Origin of the sequence: Limosilactobacillus sp. (assembly GCF_041859915.1) — a bacterium.
In the GTDB taxonomy this organism is placed as follows: Bacteria; Bacillota; Bacilli; order Lactobacillales; family Lactobacillaceae; genus Limosilactobacillus.
In genome coordinates this window covers 1-14,179 of record NZ_JBFLGB010000018.1, presented here as the reverse complement: position 1 = coordinate 14,179, position 14,179 = coordinate 1, and the positions used below count along the sequence as shown (strand labels likewise).

Annotated in this window: 16 protein-coding genes and 1 pseudogene; 16 read left to right on the top strand and 1 reads right to left on the bottom strand. The window is 42.8% G+C overall.

Annotated elements, in window-relative coordinates; translation table 11 throughout:
* The first annotated feature begins 5 nt into the window (after nt 1-5).
* Genes ACEYV4_RS04075 through cobT form a run of 16 tightly spaced genes read left to right on the top strand, consistent with a single transcriptional unit; the run spans nt 6 to nt 13,563 of the window.
* Nucleotides 6-704: a cobalt-factor II C(20)-methyltransferase gene (locus ACEYV4_RS04075; RefSeq protein WP_222258383.1), complete on the top strand. Its 699-nt coding sequence runs from the start codon at nt 6-8 to the stop codon at nt 702-704.
* 2 nt (nt 705-706) lie between these two features.
* On the top strand, nt 707-1,450 hold the full coding sequence (locus ACEYV4_RS04070; RefSeq protein ID WP_222258384.1) for an energy-coupling factor ABC transporter permease: 744 nt from the start codon (nt 707-709) through the stop codon (nt 1,448-1,450).
* Entirely contained in the window at nt 1,447-1,761 is a 315-nt protein-coding gene (locus ACEYV4_RS04065) for an energy-coupling factor ABC transporter substrate-binding protein (RefSeq protein WP_222258385.1), read from the top strand. Before ACEYV4_RS04070 ends, ACEYV4_RS04065 begins: the two co-directional genes overlap by 4 nt.
* 23 nt (nt 1,762-1,784) lie before the next feature.
* Complete coding sequence (gene cbiQ, locus ACEYV4_RS04060) at nt 1,785-2,462, top strand: cobalt ECF transporter T component CbiQ (protein WP_222258386.1); 678 nt, start codon at nt 1,785-1,787, stop codon at nt 2,460-2,462.
* A gap of 11 nt (nt 2,463-2,473) precedes the next feature.
* Complete coding sequence (locus ACEYV4_RS04055) at nt 2,474-3,289, top strand: energy-coupling factor ABC transporter ATP-binding protein (protein ID WP_222258388.1); 816 nt, start codon at nt 2,474-2,476, stop codon at nt 3,287-3,289.
* Nucleotides 3,290-3,343: 54 nt separating this feature from the next.
* The gene (locus ACEYV4_RS04050) at nt 3,344-4,852 is read left to right on the top strand and encodes a cobyric acid synthase (protein ID WP_373842146.1); all 1,509 of its coding nucleotides are present in this window, start codon (nt 3,344-3,346) and stop codon (nt 4,850-4,852) included.
* Between the two features lies 1 nt (nt 4,853).
* Nucleotides 4,854-5,315: a bifunctional precorrin-2 dehydrogenase/sirohydrochlorin ferrochelatase gene (locus ACEYV4_RS04045; RefSeq protein WP_261313259.1), complete on the top strand. Its 462-nt coding sequence runs from the start codon at nt 4,854-4,856 to the stop codon at nt 5,313-5,315.
* 2 nt (nt 5,316-5,317) lie between these two features.
* Nucleotides 5,318-6,586 (top strand): glutamyl-tRNA reductase, encoded by a 1,269-nt coding sequence (gene hemA / locus ACEYV4_RS04040; protein ID WP_367333343.1) that lies wholly within the window; start codon nt 5,318-5,320, stop codon nt 6,584-6,586.
* The gene (hemC, locus tag ACEYV4_RS04035) at nt 6,576-7,493 is read left to right on the top strand and encodes a hydroxymethylbilane synthase (RefSeq protein ID WP_367333342.1); all 918 of its coding nucleotides are present in this window, start codon (nt 6,576-6,578) and stop codon (nt 7,491-7,493) included. The genes hemA and hemC overlap by 11 nt, the downstream gene beginning before the upstream one ends.
* A 4-nt stretch (nt 7,494-7,497) precedes the next feature.
* On the top strand, nt 7,498-8,469 hold the full coding sequence (gene hemB, locus ACEYV4_RS04030; RefSeq protein WP_373842145.1) for a porphobilinogen synthase: 972 nt from the start codon (nt 7,498-7,500) through the stop codon (nt 8,467-8,469).
* 19 nt (nt 8,470-8,488) lie between these two features.
* Entirely contained in the window at nt 8,489-9,784 is a 1,296-nt protein-coding gene (gene hemL, locus ACEYV4_RS04025) for a glutamate-1-semialdehyde 2,1-aminomutase (RefSeq protein ID WP_373842144.1), read from the top strand.
* 55 nt (nt 9,785-9,839) lie between these two features.
* Nucleotides 9,840-10,430, top strand: coding sequence for a bifunctional adenosylcobinamide kinase/adenosylcobinamide-phosphate guanylyltransferase (locus ACEYV4_RS04020; RefSeq protein ID WP_283621022.1), 591 nt, complete (start codon nt 9,840-9,842; stop codon nt 10,428-10,430).
* A gap of 8 nt (nt 10,431-10,438) precedes the next feature.
* The gene (locus ACEYV4_RS04015) at nt 10,439-11,197 is read left to right on the top strand and encodes an adenosylcobinamide-GDP ribazoletransferase (protein WP_222258402.1); all 759 of its coding nucleotides are present in this window, start codon (nt 10,439-10,441) and stop codon (nt 11,195-11,197) included.
* On the top strand, nt 11,197-11,787 hold the full coding sequence (locus ACEYV4_RS04010) for a histidine phosphatase family protein (RefSeq protein WP_222258404.1): 591 nt from the start codon (nt 11,197-11,199) through the stop codon (nt 11,785-11,787). The genes ACEYV4_RS04015 and ACEYV4_RS04010 overlap by 1 nt, the downstream gene beginning before the upstream one ends.
* Nucleotides 11,788-11,801: 14 nt before the next feature.
* Complete coding sequence (locus ACEYV4_RS04005) at nt 11,802-12,509, top strand: uroporphyrinogen-III synthase (protein WP_367333341.1); 708 nt, start codon at nt 11,802-11,804, stop codon at nt 12,507-12,509.
* Nucleotide 12,510: 1 nt separating this feature from the next.
* Nucleotides 12,511-13,563 (top strand): nicotinate-nucleotide--dimethylbenzimidazole phosphoribosyltransferase, encoded by a 1,053-nt coding sequence (gene cobT / locus ACEYV4_RS04000; protein ID WP_373842143.1) that lies wholly within the window; start codon nt 12,511-12,513, stop codon nt 13,561-13,563.
* 363 nt (nt 13,564-13,926) lie between these two features.
* On the opposite strand, the pseudogene ACEYV4_RS03995 reads toward cobT, so the two are convergent.
* Nucleotides 13,927-14,179 (bottom strand): annotated as a pseudogene (locus tag ACEYV4_RS03995) (lactate dehydrogenase); the annotation flags it as partial.

Sequence of the window (14,179 nt, the reverse complement as noted above, 5' to 3'; positions counted from 1 at the left end):
AACTGATGGCTAGTTTTTATGGAATTGGTGTCGGACCGGGTGATAGTAAGCTGCTAACGGTCAAAGCGGTTGACACAATCAAACAGCTTGATGTCTTATACACTCCACAAGCACATAGGAGTAGTAAAAGTGTTGCCGAAAGAATTGCCTCCCCATACCTAACAGCTGATTTAGTAATTAAGCGCCGTCATTTTCCGATGGTAAACGACTGGTCAGCTAAGGTAACGTGCTGGCGAAAAATTGCTGATGAAATTAAGGCTGATGTTCAAAACGGCCAAAATGTTGGCTTTCTGACACTTGGTGATCCCTCTGTCTATAGCACATTTAGCTATATTGCTAATATGCTGAAAGAGGAGATTAACGTCCAAACAATTGCTGGGGTCTCCGCTTTTAGTCAAATTGCGGCAAGCTTGTCTCTCCCCCTAATGCTTGATGAAGAATCATTGGAAGTCATTCCGGCAACTGCTGAGAAAGAAAAACTTACCCAGGTAATTGACCTGAACGATAACGTGGTAATTATGAAAATTGCTACTAATTTTAAGACTGTTTACCAAATCCTTCAGAAAAGGGGCCTGCTTGAAAAGACAGTCGTTGTCGAAAATGCGTCAATGGCAGAACAGCATATAAAGCGATTAGCTGACTATTCAGCTAACGATAAATTACCGTACTTTACAACAGCTTTATTAAAGAAGAAAGGAAATTAACAATGGAATGGATAAAAAAATATCGTAAGTTTTTAATGTTCCTGATGATTGGCTTTGGGTATGCAAGCGCTTATCCGGTGACTGCCCACGCAATGCATATTATGGAAGGGATGCTCCCGCCAAAGTGGTGTATCTTCTGGTTCGCTGTTTCGGCCCCGTTTTTTATTTATGGGCTTTACCGGCTGTACAAGATTGTTAATTCTGATGTGCCCAATGCCAAAGTTATGCTGGCACTATGTGGGGCGTTTGTGTTTGTACTTTCATCACTAAAGCTCCCTTCAGTCACCGGTTCCTGCTCTCACCCTACTGGTGTTGGCCTTGGTACTGTTATGTTTGGACCAGGCGTAATGTCTGTATTAGGGGTAATTGTTCTTTTGTTCCAAGCACTGCTTCTTGCTCATGGTGGATTGACGACATTAGGAGCAAATGAATTCTCAATGACAATTGTTGGGCCAATTATTGGCTTTGTAGTTTGGAAACTGTGCCGGGTAATGAAGATTAGTCGGTCGATATCCCTTTTCCTTTGCGCGATGTTTGCTGACTGGTCAACCTATGTGACAACAGCTTTTCAATTAGCAGTTGTTTTTCCTGATCCTAACGGTGGCGTTGGGGCAGCGCTGATTAAGTTTTTAGTAATCTATGCAGTCACTCAAATCCCATTAGCCATTGCTGAAGGGCTACTAACAGTTATTGTATATAACTTAGTAATTAGTAATGATCTTTGGAAGGAGTCAGCATTGCAATGAAGAAACGGACGAAGACTAATATTACTTTACTAATTTGTGTAATCCTCCTTGTTCTAATTCCGTTTATTTTTGTTAAAGGCCAGTATGGTGGTAGTGATGACCAGGGGACAGAACAGATTAAAAAGTTTGACCCAAGCTACAAGGTATGGGCAAAGCCTATCTGGACACCGCCGTCGGGTGAAATCGAGAGCCTACTTTTTACCGTCCAGGGGTCACTTGGTACGGGAATTATTTGTTATTTCATTGGCGCTGCGCATGGTAAGAAAAAGGCCCTTGAAGAGAAAGAAAAGACGGAAAAAGTACCAAAATAGGTTTAATAGAGAGGTGACAATTAGTGTTAAGTATTGATAAATACGCGTATGAGAACCGAATCGTCACCTGGTCACCAAAATTAAAAGCGTTATTGTGGCTACTTGGGATTGCCCTGGCTTTTCAACCTTTGCAGTGGTTAAAAGCAGCTACCCTTGTCCTGGTAGCAGCAGCAACAGTTTATTTGACGAAAGTTTCACTTAAACGTTATATCAGTTGGTTTTATGCTATTATTCCGTTTGTTTTGTTGAGTATTATTGGGATTGTTGTAACTATTTCTGGAAACAGGGGGTCAATAATTTGGCCGATTAAAATTGGCAATGTGTACTTAGGAATGGCACGGGTGATGATACCACAGGCTAGCCGAATGGCTCTACAGTGTATGACGGCGATTGTTTGTACCTATTGGTTTGCACTAACAACGCCCTTCATTCAGATCTTGCAGGTGTTAAAAGCTACCCACTTGCCACGGGTAATGATTGAAGTCACGATGCTGATGTACCGGTTCATATTTATTTTTATTGATGCCTTCGAACAAATTCATCGGGCGCAGAAATTACGTTTTGGTTATGATACATTTGGCCTCATGATTCATTCATCTGGAATTCTTACAAAGATGCTGTTCGAACAGGTAATTGTGAATTATGAAATGATGACAAAGGCGTTGGATGCCAAGCTATATAATGGCGAGTTTTATATCTAGGAGGGAGTGCGTTGATTGAATTAAAACACCTTAGTTTTAGTTATGATGACAAGCATAAGATCCTCGATGATATTTCATTAAAGCTTGGTGGTGACGACCGACGAGTGATCGGCATCATGGGACACAACGGTGCAGGTAAGTCAACGCTCTTCTTAAACCTTGTTGGGGAACTAAGACCGACTGCCGGCCAAATTCTAGTCGATGGTCAGCCTATAAAGTACTCTAAACGGGGTCTGCGTAATCTTCGGCGAAAGGTCGGAATTGTTTTTCAAAACTCTGATCAGCAGATCTTTTATTCGGTAGTTAAAGATGACGTCGCCTTTGCCCTCCATAACTTAAAGCTTCCAACAAGTGAAATTAATGAACGGGTTACCCGGGTTCTAAAGGAATTAGATATTTTCCCACTCAGAGACCGGCCGATCCAATACCTCAGTGGTGGTCAGAAGAAACGGGTTGCCCTTGCTGGAATTATGGTGATTGGCTCAGAGTGGATTCTGCTTGATGAACCGACTTCCGGTCTTGATCCGGATGGCCAGCAACGGATGAAAGATCTTATTCAAAAGTTGGTCGCTAACGGGCAACGGATTATCCTTTCTAGTCACGATATGGATTTTATGTATGAAGTCTGTGACTACCTTTACCTTCTTGGCAAGGGAAAAATCTTAGCGGAGGGGACGAAGCAAGAGGCCTTTAACGATGAGCATTTGTTAAAGGCAAATAAATTAGCTCAGCCATGGCTTGTAAAGATTCATCAAAAGCTGGGCCTACCCCTATATGGGAGTGAGCAGGAACTATTTGCAAATGCCGTAAATAAACATATTGATTAGGAAGATTGGGGGAGTGGGAACTCCCGTACATATATATCCGGGGAGGAATAAATCATGGTAGTGCAATCAGTAATGTTTCAAGGAACCGCATCGGATTCTGGAAAAAGCTGGATGGCTGCAGCGGTTTGCCGACTTTTGACAAATCAAGGGAAAAAGGTTGCACCGTTTAAATCACAAAACATGGCCCTAAACTCGTTTATCACGGATCAAGGTGATGAGATGGGGCGGGCACAGGTTTACCAGGCGGAGGCAGCCCGGGTGAAACCAGACGTTAGAATGAATCCAATCCTGCTAAAACCCTTAACTGATCAAGATTCGCAAGTGATAGTAATGGGGAAAGTACTAGCCGATATGGACGCAGCTAGTTATTATAAGTTTAAGCCTCAACTAATTCCAGATATAAAGAAAGCTTACCAAGGACTTGCCATTGAGAATGATGCCATTATTTTAGAGGGAGCAGGAAGCCCAGCGGAGATTAACTTAAATGAAAATGATATTGTAAATATGGGAATGGCGCGAATGGCTGCTGCGCCGGTGATCCTTGTTGCCGATATCGACAAGGGAGGTGTCTTTGCATCCATTTATGGCACCATCAAATTACTGACAAAGGAAGACCAGCAACGAATCAAGGGAATTATTATTAACAAGTTTCGTGGTGATAAGACGCTCTTGGAGCCGGGGAACAAGATGATTGAAAAGCTGACCGGTGTTCCTGTTATTGGGGTGTTACCGATGAGTGACGTCGATATTGATGAGGAAGATAGTGTTTCGCTAGTAAGGAAGCCGCGGCAAAAGAACCCGGCTAAGGCCCTTGATGTTGCGGTTGTTGACCTTAACAAAATCTCGAATTTTACTGATATCCATAGTCTAAAAATTCAGCCGGACGTGTCTGTTCGCTACGTTCTCAAGGCAGAAGAACTTGGTACCCCAGACTTATTAATCCTCCCTGGTAGTAAAAATACAAACGAGGATCTCGCCTCTTTGAAAAGAAACGGTTTGGCTAAAGCGATTATACATGCCCATGCTGACGGGAGTGTAGTGATCGGCATTTGCGGTGGTTACCAAATTCTGGGTCGGACGCTTCGTGATCCCAATGGAATTGAATCACCAATCAAGGAGCAGACAGGGCTGGGCCTCCTTGATACAGAAACCATTTTCAACGAGCGAAAAACTACAACCCAGGCAACCGCTAAACGCAAGAATTATGTTCTTAAGGGCTATGAAATCCATATGGGAGCAACGAAACTCGGTCCGAATACAACACCATTTTCAATTATTCAAGAAACTAATGGCGAAGCAGAGCAGCGGGAAGACGGGGCAGTTAACGCTGACGAAACAGTTATCGGAACTTACCTTCACGGAATCTTTGATAATCCTTATTGGACACGCCACCTCTTAAATCGGCTTCGGGTTGCTAAGGGGTTAGCACCATTAGTTAATACCATGGTTTCTATCAGTGAGTATAAAGATCAACAGTATGAAAAACTTGCGAAACTATTTGAAGAAAATGTTGATATGAAGAAGTTTAGTCAGATTCTACAGGATTCAACAAGGGATGATTAAAATGATGAAGGCACCATATCCGATTATCTTAAACCTTGACCGTAAAAGGGTAGCGGTAATTGGTGGCGGTAAGGTTGCTCGTCGTAAAATTAAAAAAATAGTTGCGGCTGGTGTAAGACCAACCGTTATCAGTCCGATGATTATTGATGATATTGACCCTTCACAGATTGACTGGGTTAAAGATAGCTATCACCGTAAATATGTGGAGAAAATGGATATTATCATTGCCTGCACTAATGATAAAGCAGTGAATAACCAGGTGAAGGCAGAAGCAACTCACTTTCAACTAGTAAATAATACAAGTGATAAGACTAATTCCGATTTCTATAACCTGGCGACGCTTAGTTCAGATGACATGTTTATCAGCGTTTCAACAGTGGGGCGGTCTCCACGCTTTGCTAAAAAAGTAAAAAACGAGATTAAAGAATGTGTCAGCAAAAAGTTTAATAAGGAGTTTGACTAGGAATGTACTTGATGTGTGTAAGCTTGAATTATCATCAACTACCAATTGAATTACGGGAAAAATTCTCGTTCTCAGCTGCAGAAATTTCCCGGGCGGATAAACTTTTAAATGGTGAAAAAAGCATTCTAGAGAACCTATTAATCTCAACTTGTAATCGAACAGAAGTATACGCAGTGGTTGATCAAATTCATACAGGCCGCTACTATATCAAACGATTTTTGGCGGAATGGTTTCACTACACAGTTGATGATTTTAGTCAGTATGTCTCAATTAGCACTAAGGAAGTAGCGGTTGAACATCTTTTTCGGGTAATTACCGGTCTAGATTCACTAATTAAGGGTGAGCCGCAGATCCTTGGGCAAATGAAGGTTGCCTTTCAAGTTGCAACCGATCAAAAAACAACGGGAGTGATCCTTAATCACTTGTTCCAGCAGGCGATTACGTTTTCCAAACGAATGCATACTAAATACCGCGTAAGTGAACTTGCCCAGTCGTCAGGCCAGGCAGGACTACACCAAATCAAGACAGCTTTTGGGACCTTAAACGGTAAAACCTTAGCCGTTATTGGGATGGGGCATATCGGCAAGCACACTGCTTATAATGCAAGTAACATGGGCTTTAGTAAGGTTCTCCTCTTGAACCGGACCGATGAAAGGGCCGCAACGATTGCGGATAAATTACAAGGTGTGGTTGAGTCGCGCCCCTTTAACCAACTTGCGGATGTTGTAGAAAGTGTTGATGCTGCAGTTTTTGCTACAGCGGTGAAGCACCCCCTGTACCGAGCTAACGCAAAGACACGGGCAATCATTGTCGACTTAGGAGTTCCACGAAACGTGGCGGTTTCCGCAGGTAGTGAAGCTAAATACTATGACATTGATAGTCTACATTCAATTCTGGATGCAAATAACGAAAAGAAAAAACAAATGCTAACGAAAATAGCTGCGAAGGTTCCCACCGAAGTTCATGATTTTTATATTTGGGAAAAACAACTTCACATTGTGCCGGTGATCCGAGGCTTACGTGAGCATTCGTTGAAGATTGAAGCGGAAGCTTATGATAGCCTGTTACGTAAACTACCTGAATTGGACGCTCATGAGCGTAAAATTATCAGTAAGCACATGAAGAGTATTATAAACCAAATGATTAAGGGACCGATTAAGGAGATTAAGGAGCTTTCGGTGACGCCGAGGGCAACGGATGATATTGACTTCTTCTGTAAGATTTTTGGAATGGACAACTTAAAGGTGGAGAATCAAAAAGATGAGAAGTAAGGTAATTATTGGTAGTCGTAAAAGTAAACTTGCGATGGCTCAGACAAAGTTAGTTATTGCAGCATTAGAAAAGTTTTTTCCGACTACCATTTTTGAAATAAGAAATGTCGTTACGGAGGGGGACCGAAACCGTCAGGCTAGCCTTGCCAAAATTGGTGGGAAGGGTGTCTTCGTAAAGGAAATTGAAGATGAGCTTGAAAACCAGACGATTGATTTTGCAGTTCACAGTTTAAAAGACGTTATGCCAACTTTACCAGCGGACCTTACCTTGGGAGCGTTTCCTAAGCGGGAGTCACCATTTGATTGCTTAATTAGCCATGCTAAGTTCAGCCAACTTACTGACCTTCCCCAAGGTGCCCGGATTGGAACTAATAGTTTGCGCCGGCAGGGACAATTACTGAGCATTCGTCCCGACTTAAAAATCATACCAATTAGGGGTAATATAGATACTAGGTTAAAGAAAATAGACAGTGAAAACCTTGAGGGTATAATTTTAGCTAACGCTGGATTAAGTCGGCTAAAAGTTGACCTTAGTGGTTATTATGTTCTGGATTTGAAGGACGTAATTGTGCCAGCGGTTGGTCAAGGATGTCTTGCTATCGAATGCCGAAAGGCTGATCAAAAAATTTGCCAAATGCTTGACCAAATTAATGATCCTCAGTCTGAACAATGTATTCATATTGAACGAGAATTTATGCGTGAGCTCGGTGGAAGCTGTAATTTTCCAATTGGTGGTTATGCCTATGCCAAAGAGGGCAAGCTATTTTTTAATGGTTTAATTGCTTCACCAAGCGGGGAACACGTAATTAAAGCGGAAAGAGTTCCTGCCAATAACCCTGGAGTTGGCAAGCGGGTTGCTGATCAGTTATTGGCAAGAGATAAATTTGGAATTATTGAAGGAGATTAGGAATATGTTGCAATTTGATCGTCACCGTCGTTTAAGAACGAGCGCTGCTATGCGTGATTTAGTAAGGGAGACACATTTAAATAAGGATGACTTAATTATGCCCGTCTTTGTCGATGCCGCGATTGAGGATCGGGAAGAAATTCCTTCGATGCCGGGGATTTACCGTTACAGTGTTAATTCAATTCTTGATGAGATTAAGGACATCGTTAACCTAGGAATTAAGTCAATTATTATCTTTGGGGTTCCTGATAAGAAGGACAAATACGGAACTGGTGCTTGGGAGGACAACGGAATCGTCCAGCAAGCGATCCGCCTGATTAAGAAGACTTACCCTGACTTAATCGTAATTGCTGATACTTGTCTGTGTGAATACACAAGTACCGGTCACTGCGGGATTCTTCGTGACGGTGTTGTGTTGAATGATGAATCCTTAAAATACCTTACTAAGACTGCGGTCAGTCAAGTAAAGGCAGGTGCGGACATTATTGCACCATCGAATGCAATGGATGGTTATGTTGCAGCTATCCGACACGGTCTAGACGAAGCGGGATACAAAAACACTCCAATCATGTCATATGCTGTTAAGTTTGCTTCTTCATTCTATGGTCCGTTCCGGGATGCCGCTGATGGCTCACCAAAGGAGGGGCCTAAAGATCGGAAGACCTACCAAATGGATCCAGCTAACCGCTTGGAGGCCTTGCGGGAAGTTGCTAGTGATGAAAAAGAGGGTGCTGACTTTGTAATGGTTAAGCCAGCGATGGCCTTCCTTGACGTGATGCGGGAAGTTCGTAACCATACGCTTTTACCGTTGGTTGCTTATAATGTATCTGGTGAATATGCGATGATCAAGGCGGCTGCAGCAAATGGGTGGATTAATGAAGAGCAGATTGTTTATGAAACCCTTGTTGGAATGAAGCGGGCAGGTGCTGACCTGATCATTACCTACTTTGCAAAAGATGTCGCAAAGAAGCTTTAATTGATAGGTGGTTTTACTTTTGACTTTAAATAACGCAAAATCAAAGGCGGCGTTTAAAGAAGCGCAGCAATACATGCCAGGTGGTGTTAATAGTCCAGTGCGGGCGTTTAAGAACGTTGGCGGGGATCCATTATTCATTGACCATGGCAAGAATGAATATATTTATGATATTGATGGTAATAAGTACATTGACTATGTTTTATCATGGGGGCCGCTGATTCTTGGACATGCTGATGACCATGTTGTTGCTGAACTGGATAAAGCCGTTGCTAAGGGAACGAGTTATGGTGCTCCAACCCTCCAAGAGACAAAATTAGCTAAGATTGTTAATCAGATTATGCCATCAATTGAAATGATTCGAATGGTTTCTTCAGGGACCGAAGCAACGATGAGCGCTATTCGGCTCGCCCGAGGTTACACCCACCGGGAAAAGATTGTTAAGTTTATCGGTAACTACCACGGTCACAGTGATTCACTATTGGTTGATGCGGGCTCTGGTCTTGCAACATTTGGTATTAATACGTCACCAGGTGTCCCAGATGATCTTGCTTATGATACACTGACGGTAGCCTATAATGACGTGGCTGGGGTTAAGAAACTTTTCGCTGAGCATGGGGATGAAATTGCTTGTGCCATTGTTGAACCTGTTGCTGGTAACATGGGGGTAATTCCTGGGACCCAAGAATTCCTGCAAACGCTTCGTGATGTTACTAAGAGGCATGGTGCTCTCCTAATCTTTGATGAAGTTATGTCTGGTTTCCGGGCCGCATACCATGGTGTCCAGAGTTTGGTTAACATCACACCTGACTTAACAACGCTTGGGAAGGTTATCGGTGGCGGCTTACCAGTTGGGGCCTTTGGTGGCCGGCGTGACATTATGGAAAATATCACCCCTGCCGGTAATATTTACCATGCTGGAACGCTTTCTGGTAACCCATTAGCAATGACTGGTGGTATTAGTACTTTAGAACAGCTGACATCTGAAGACTATAGCAAGATGGATAAGCGAGTAACTGCTTTGACTGATGGTATCAAGGCCGCTGCAGATAAGTACGGGGTACCAATGACTGTCCACCACGTTGGAACAATGTGGAGCTACTTCTATAATGATAACCCAATCAATAATTTTGATGATGTTAAGGCATGTGACCAGCAGCTCTTTGAAAAGTGCTTCTGGAAGTTACTTGAAAATGGCGTTTATGTTGCACCATCGCAATTTGAGACTAACTTTATCTCAACAAAGCACACAGACGAGGACATTGAAAAAACAATCGCGGCATTTGATGCAGCATTTAAAGCAGCAACCAATAATTAGAATTCACAAAGGCTGGGGCAATAACTTGTCACGGCCTTTTTTAGAAGGTGAAGTAATGAAAAATGATAATCTGACACTTGTCCTTGGCGGTGCGAAGAGTGGAAAGTCTGAGTTTGCTGAGAGCTTGTACTCTCGTGACCAACGTGTTTGCTATATTGCAACCGGGGTGGTCAAAAATCCTGACGGAGAGATGCAGTTGCGAATTAAGCGTCACCAGGCCCGCCGTTCAAGTAAATGGACAACAGCTGAACAATACCGAGGAGTTGCTGACTTAATTATTAAGCACCCGCTTGATGGTTACCTTCTTGACGATGCGATTATGCTTGTGACTAATCTCTTTTATGATGATGTTTTGACTAGGACATCAGCCGAAAAAATTGATGAATACTTGTCGACGGCCACCATGGATGAATTTGCCCGTCTTCGTCATATGATTCTGCATGAGTGGGGGAAAATACTCCAGGTTCAGGCAGCGACAGGTCAGTCAATGGTAATCGTTAGTGATGAGGTTGGTCTTGGTGTTGTACCCGCCACAAAGCAGACTCGGGTTCTTCGCGATCTGTATGGTGAAGTTAACCAACTAATTGCTAAGCAGGCAGAGAATGTCTATTTTGTAGTCAGTGGAATTCCACAAAAGATAAAGTAGGTGGCAAAATGGGGAAAGCATTAATTTTATTTGCACAATTTTTTACTAAGTTAAATATTCCAGTTCCAATTGATGATGCAACTAATAAGTTTAAAACCAGTATTCAATATATTACCCTGTTTGGGTTCCTTCTTGGTTGCATTGAAGGCCTTATTTTCTGGGGATTTAGTTATCTCTTTCCAATCTGGTTTGCCTGGGTACTCTATTGGATCACTGATGGCCTTTTAACGGGGGGCTTTCACCTAGATGCCCTGGCTGATACGGCAGATGGTTTCTTTTCGTCACGGACAGCAGATAAAATATTTAAAATTATGAAGGATAGTCGTTTAGGGACGATGGGAAGTCTAGCACTGATTTACTACTACGCCCTAGTAGTTAGCTTAGGAATAATCATTAGTCCATCCCTTGACCGACTCCACCTTGTTCTCTTGACCGTTTGCTTAACGATGCTGACAAAGACAGGAGTGTCATTGCTTTTTTACAAAATGGTATACCCAGGTAATAAAAAAGGGCTTTCGAATATTTGGTTAGGGATTCAGCCCTGGCGAATTGCAGTTGCCCAAGTTTTTTCACTGGTGGTGACTACTTTGTGTTTTGCCTGGCAAGGTTTGGTTGCCTACCTGATGATTCCCTTGATAGCTTATTTTTATCGGCGGAAAATTATGCAGGTGTTGGGTGGAACACCAGGAGACACGCTAGGGGCGTTTGCTACTTTGGCCCCGCTAATTTTTCTGATGACGTTGACAATCTTAACGAGGTTTAGCTAATGAAATTATTATTAGCCCGGCACGGGGAAACAGACTACAATCGACAGCGAAAATTTTATGGCAGTGCCGATGTTAGCTTAGATAAGCATGGAAGACAGCAGGCCCAGGCGTTGGCAGAAAAGATTGCTGTCATGCGGCCAACTTTGCTCGTGCAGACAAACCTACGGCGAACCCAGCAGACCATCCGTCCCGTCTGCGCAAAATTCCCAACGATACCAATTATTACTTTGCCGAGCTTTGCGGAAAAGGGGTTTGGCAAGTGGGAAGGACTGGATGCTGATGAAATTGAGGCTCAGTATCCAGAAGAATGGAATAAGTGGCTGCGGGCTCCATTGACCTATACCCCACCGACTATTGAGCCCTTTGTAAATTTTGAAGAACGGGTCCACCAGGGCTTGCAATGGCTTTTACAACACTTAGCTGAGGAAGATACGGTCTTCATTGTTGCTCACCTTGGCACACTGCGGCTAATTTACCAAGACCTAGTAGATTCATCAGTAAATTTCTATTCACTTGATTTTAAAGCAGCCTGTTTCAGTTTAATTGAGTTAAAGGATGGCAAGACACGACAAGTACAATTTAACCAATAGGGAGATGAGAAGTAATGGCAATTTTAATTACGTACCCCAAGAATAAAGTTCCAGTTTATTGGCGAATCAAGTTAGAGCAGAAAGATGATGTAATTTATTTTCCTTTTCGTGTTTTGAAAGCGGTTAAATTAAGTACAGCTGCAAAAAAGGAAATTAAAGGGAGCCGGAATCTAGTGATCACTAGCCTTTTTGGTGCTCAAGTTTTCTGCGACCACCTAAAAAAACTAAATTCAAGGGCGCCGATTTATGTGCTTAGTGAAAAGATTAAGGATATGCTAGTGACGGTTAATAACCCAGTTGAAGTTGCTAGTGGTGAGAATCGAGCAGCCCTCTTGGCGATGCTGAAAGACAGGGGGATTACAGATGTTTGCTGGCTGATTGGTAATAAGGCAGAAAAGTATTACCGAGACTTCATTGGTGAAAAAGTTGTTATTTACAGTAATAGCTGGGACCAGGTTCACGAAGGCAGGGCTCTCAAGCTTTTTATGAAGCAGCGTATTACAAGCGCCCTCGTCACGAGTCCATCTAATTTTGACCGGATGTATAAGGTTATGACACGGGTTGATAGTATTGAGTATCGCCGAATCAACTATTATGTTCTCGGGAAGAGTACTGGTAACTACCTGAAGGAAAAAGGGTTAAAGGTGATTTTTCCTAATTGTAAGGAAAAGGTTCTCGAAAATGTATTAGACAACTTATGGCACTATGAAAGGGAACATTAAAATGAGATATAATGAGAGCTTGCCCCAGTCTTTAGATAAGGGGCAGATGACAGCAATGCAGAAGCGAATGGATAATTTAGCTAAGCCAATCAAAGGGCTGGGGCGGTTGGAAGAATTGGCAGACCACCTAGCGGGGATTTACCAAACAACGGACTTTGATGTTCAGCCGCGCAAGTGCTTAGTCTTTGCGGCGGATAATGGAGTTGTTCACGAAGGGGTTTCCGCTAGTCCACAGAAAATTACCGCAATCCAAGCGGTTAACATGATGAAGGGTCACACAACGGTAGCAGCATTAGCAAAGGCCTATAATTGTGCGTTGCAGGTGTATGACCTGGGAATTAAAAGCGATCTCCACTCACCTTTAGTCAAGGTTCATAAAATTCGGCGTGAAACTGGTGATATGTTAGTAGAACCAGCAATGACAGTGGCACAGGCAGAAGAAGCACTTCAGTACGGCTTTGATGCAGGGATAACAGCTTTTAACGAGGGCAACCAGGTTATTATCGCTGGTGAGTTGGGGATGGGCAATACTACCGCGGCTTCAGCGATGATTGCTGCACTTCTCGGTAAAAGTGGTGCGGAAGTGGTTGGACGGGGATCAAATATTTCCGATGAACGTTTGGCTCACAAGGTCGATGTTGTAAATGCTAGCTTAGCCCGGGCCGGCCTAGCAGGAAAAAGGAGTACCGATCCACTTAAGGTATTAAGTGAGGTTGGGGCGCTTGAACTCGGAGCAATGGCCGGAACTATGCTTTCCGCTGGAGTAATGCACAGGCCGGTGCTCCTTGACGGCTTCTTATCATATTCAGCTGCTTTGCTAGCAAACACTATCCAACCAGGCCTGACGGATTACATGATTCCTAGCCATAAGTCCAAGGAGCAGGGTTCACAAATCGTACTCTCAGCGCTCGGCTTTGATCCTTACATTGATATCAATATGTGTGTCGGTGAAGGAAGTGGTGCAATGATGCTCTTGCCGTGGCTAGATGGAATAAAGGCAATTTTAATGAATATGAATACGTTGCAGGAAATGGATTTCAATTTTATCCCCTAACGGCATATTGCAGTGAGAGAGCAATAAAAGATTAAAGCTAAAATCGTTTAGTGGCAGTGCTTGTACACTAAAAAAGGCGTAAAAATACTGATGAGAATGATCGATATAATCTAATAAAATCAGAGCAAAGAGAAAAGGCAACCAACGTATAATCCACGTTGATTGCTTTTTTTATATTAGTATAAACAGTGAGTGATTAAAACAGTAGTAAACAGCAAAACCGTCGTTTTTAATTTCCACTACTAAGTTTTGTTTATTTTGAATTAAAAAATGGTATTGACATAGGGATATTACCTCATACCAATACCAGAATTTGTGAAGTCTCGGAAAAACTTTTTCTGACTACACTACCTTTGCTGATGATTAACCAACCTTAACCGGTGTGTCAGCTGGTTTACCATTAATTAACTCACAGTTGTTATCAAAGGCCTTAATAACCATGTTGCGGACGGCATGGGTAGTGTAGAAGGCAGTGTGTGGAGTTACTAAGACGTTGGAACGGTGAATCAAGTCTTCAAGCCGGCTGTCAGGGAATTGCTTGCCCCGCCAATCAGCGTTAAAGATGCCAACTTCATCTTCATAAGTATCCATAACAAAGCCAAAGATTTTACCACTG

What these genes read in the sequence shown, in the direction of transcription:
- ACEYV4_RS04075 (WP_222258383.1), top strand. Translation starts at nt 6, where the DNA reads ATGGCTAGTTTTTATGGAATTGGTGTCGGACCGGGTGATAGTAAGCTG.
- ACEYV4_RS04070 (WP_222258384.1), top strand. Translation starts at nt 707, where the DNA reads ATGGAATGGATAAAAAAATATCGTAAGTTTTTAATGTTCCTGATGATT.
- ACEYV4_RS04065 (WP_222258385.1), top strand. Translation starts at nt 1,447, where the DNA reads ATGAAGAAACGGACGAAGACTAATATTACTTTACTAATTTGTGTAATC.
- ACEYV4_RS04050 (WP_373842146.1), top strand. Translation starts at nt 3,344, where the DNA reads ATGGTAGTGCAATCAGTAATGTTTCAAGGAACCGCATCGGATTCTGGA.
- ACEYV4_RS04045 (WP_261313259.1), top strand. Translation starts at nt 4,854, where the DNA reads ATGATGAAGGCACCATATCCGATTATCTTAAACCTTGACCGTAAAAGG.
- hemA (WP_367333343.1), top strand. Translation starts at nt 5,318, where the DNA reads ATGTACTTGATGTGTGTAAGCTTGAATTATCATCAACTACCAATTGAA.
- hemC (WP_367333342.1), top strand. Translation starts at nt 6,576, where the DNA reads ATGAGAAGTAAGGTAATTATTGGTAGTCGTAAAAGTAAACTTGCGATG.
- hemB (WP_373842145.1), top strand. Translation starts at nt 7,498, where the DNA reads ATGTTGCAATTTGATCGTCACCGTCGTTTAAGAACGAGCGCTGCTATG.
- ACEYV4_RS04020 (WP_283621022.1), top strand. Translation starts at nt 9,840, where the DNA reads ATGAAAAATGATAATCTGACACTTGTCCTTGGCGGTGCGAAGAGTGGA.
- ACEYV4_RS04015 (WP_222258402.1), top strand. Translation starts at nt 10,439, where the DNA reads ATGGGGAAAGCATTAATTTTATTTGCACAATTTTTTACTAAGTTAAAT.
- ACEYV4_RS04010 (WP_222258404.1), top strand. Translation starts at nt 11,197, where the DNA reads ATGAAATTATTATTAGCCCGGCACGGGGAAACAGACTACAATCGACAG.
- ACEYV4_RS04005 (WP_367333341.1), top strand. Translation starts at nt 11,802, where the DNA reads ATGGCAATTTTAATTACGTACCCCAAGAATAAAGTTCCAGTTTATTGG.
- cobT (WP_373842143.1), top strand. Translation starts at nt 12,511, where the DNA reads ATGAGATATAATGAGAGCTTGCCCCAGTCTTTAGATAAGGGGCAGATG.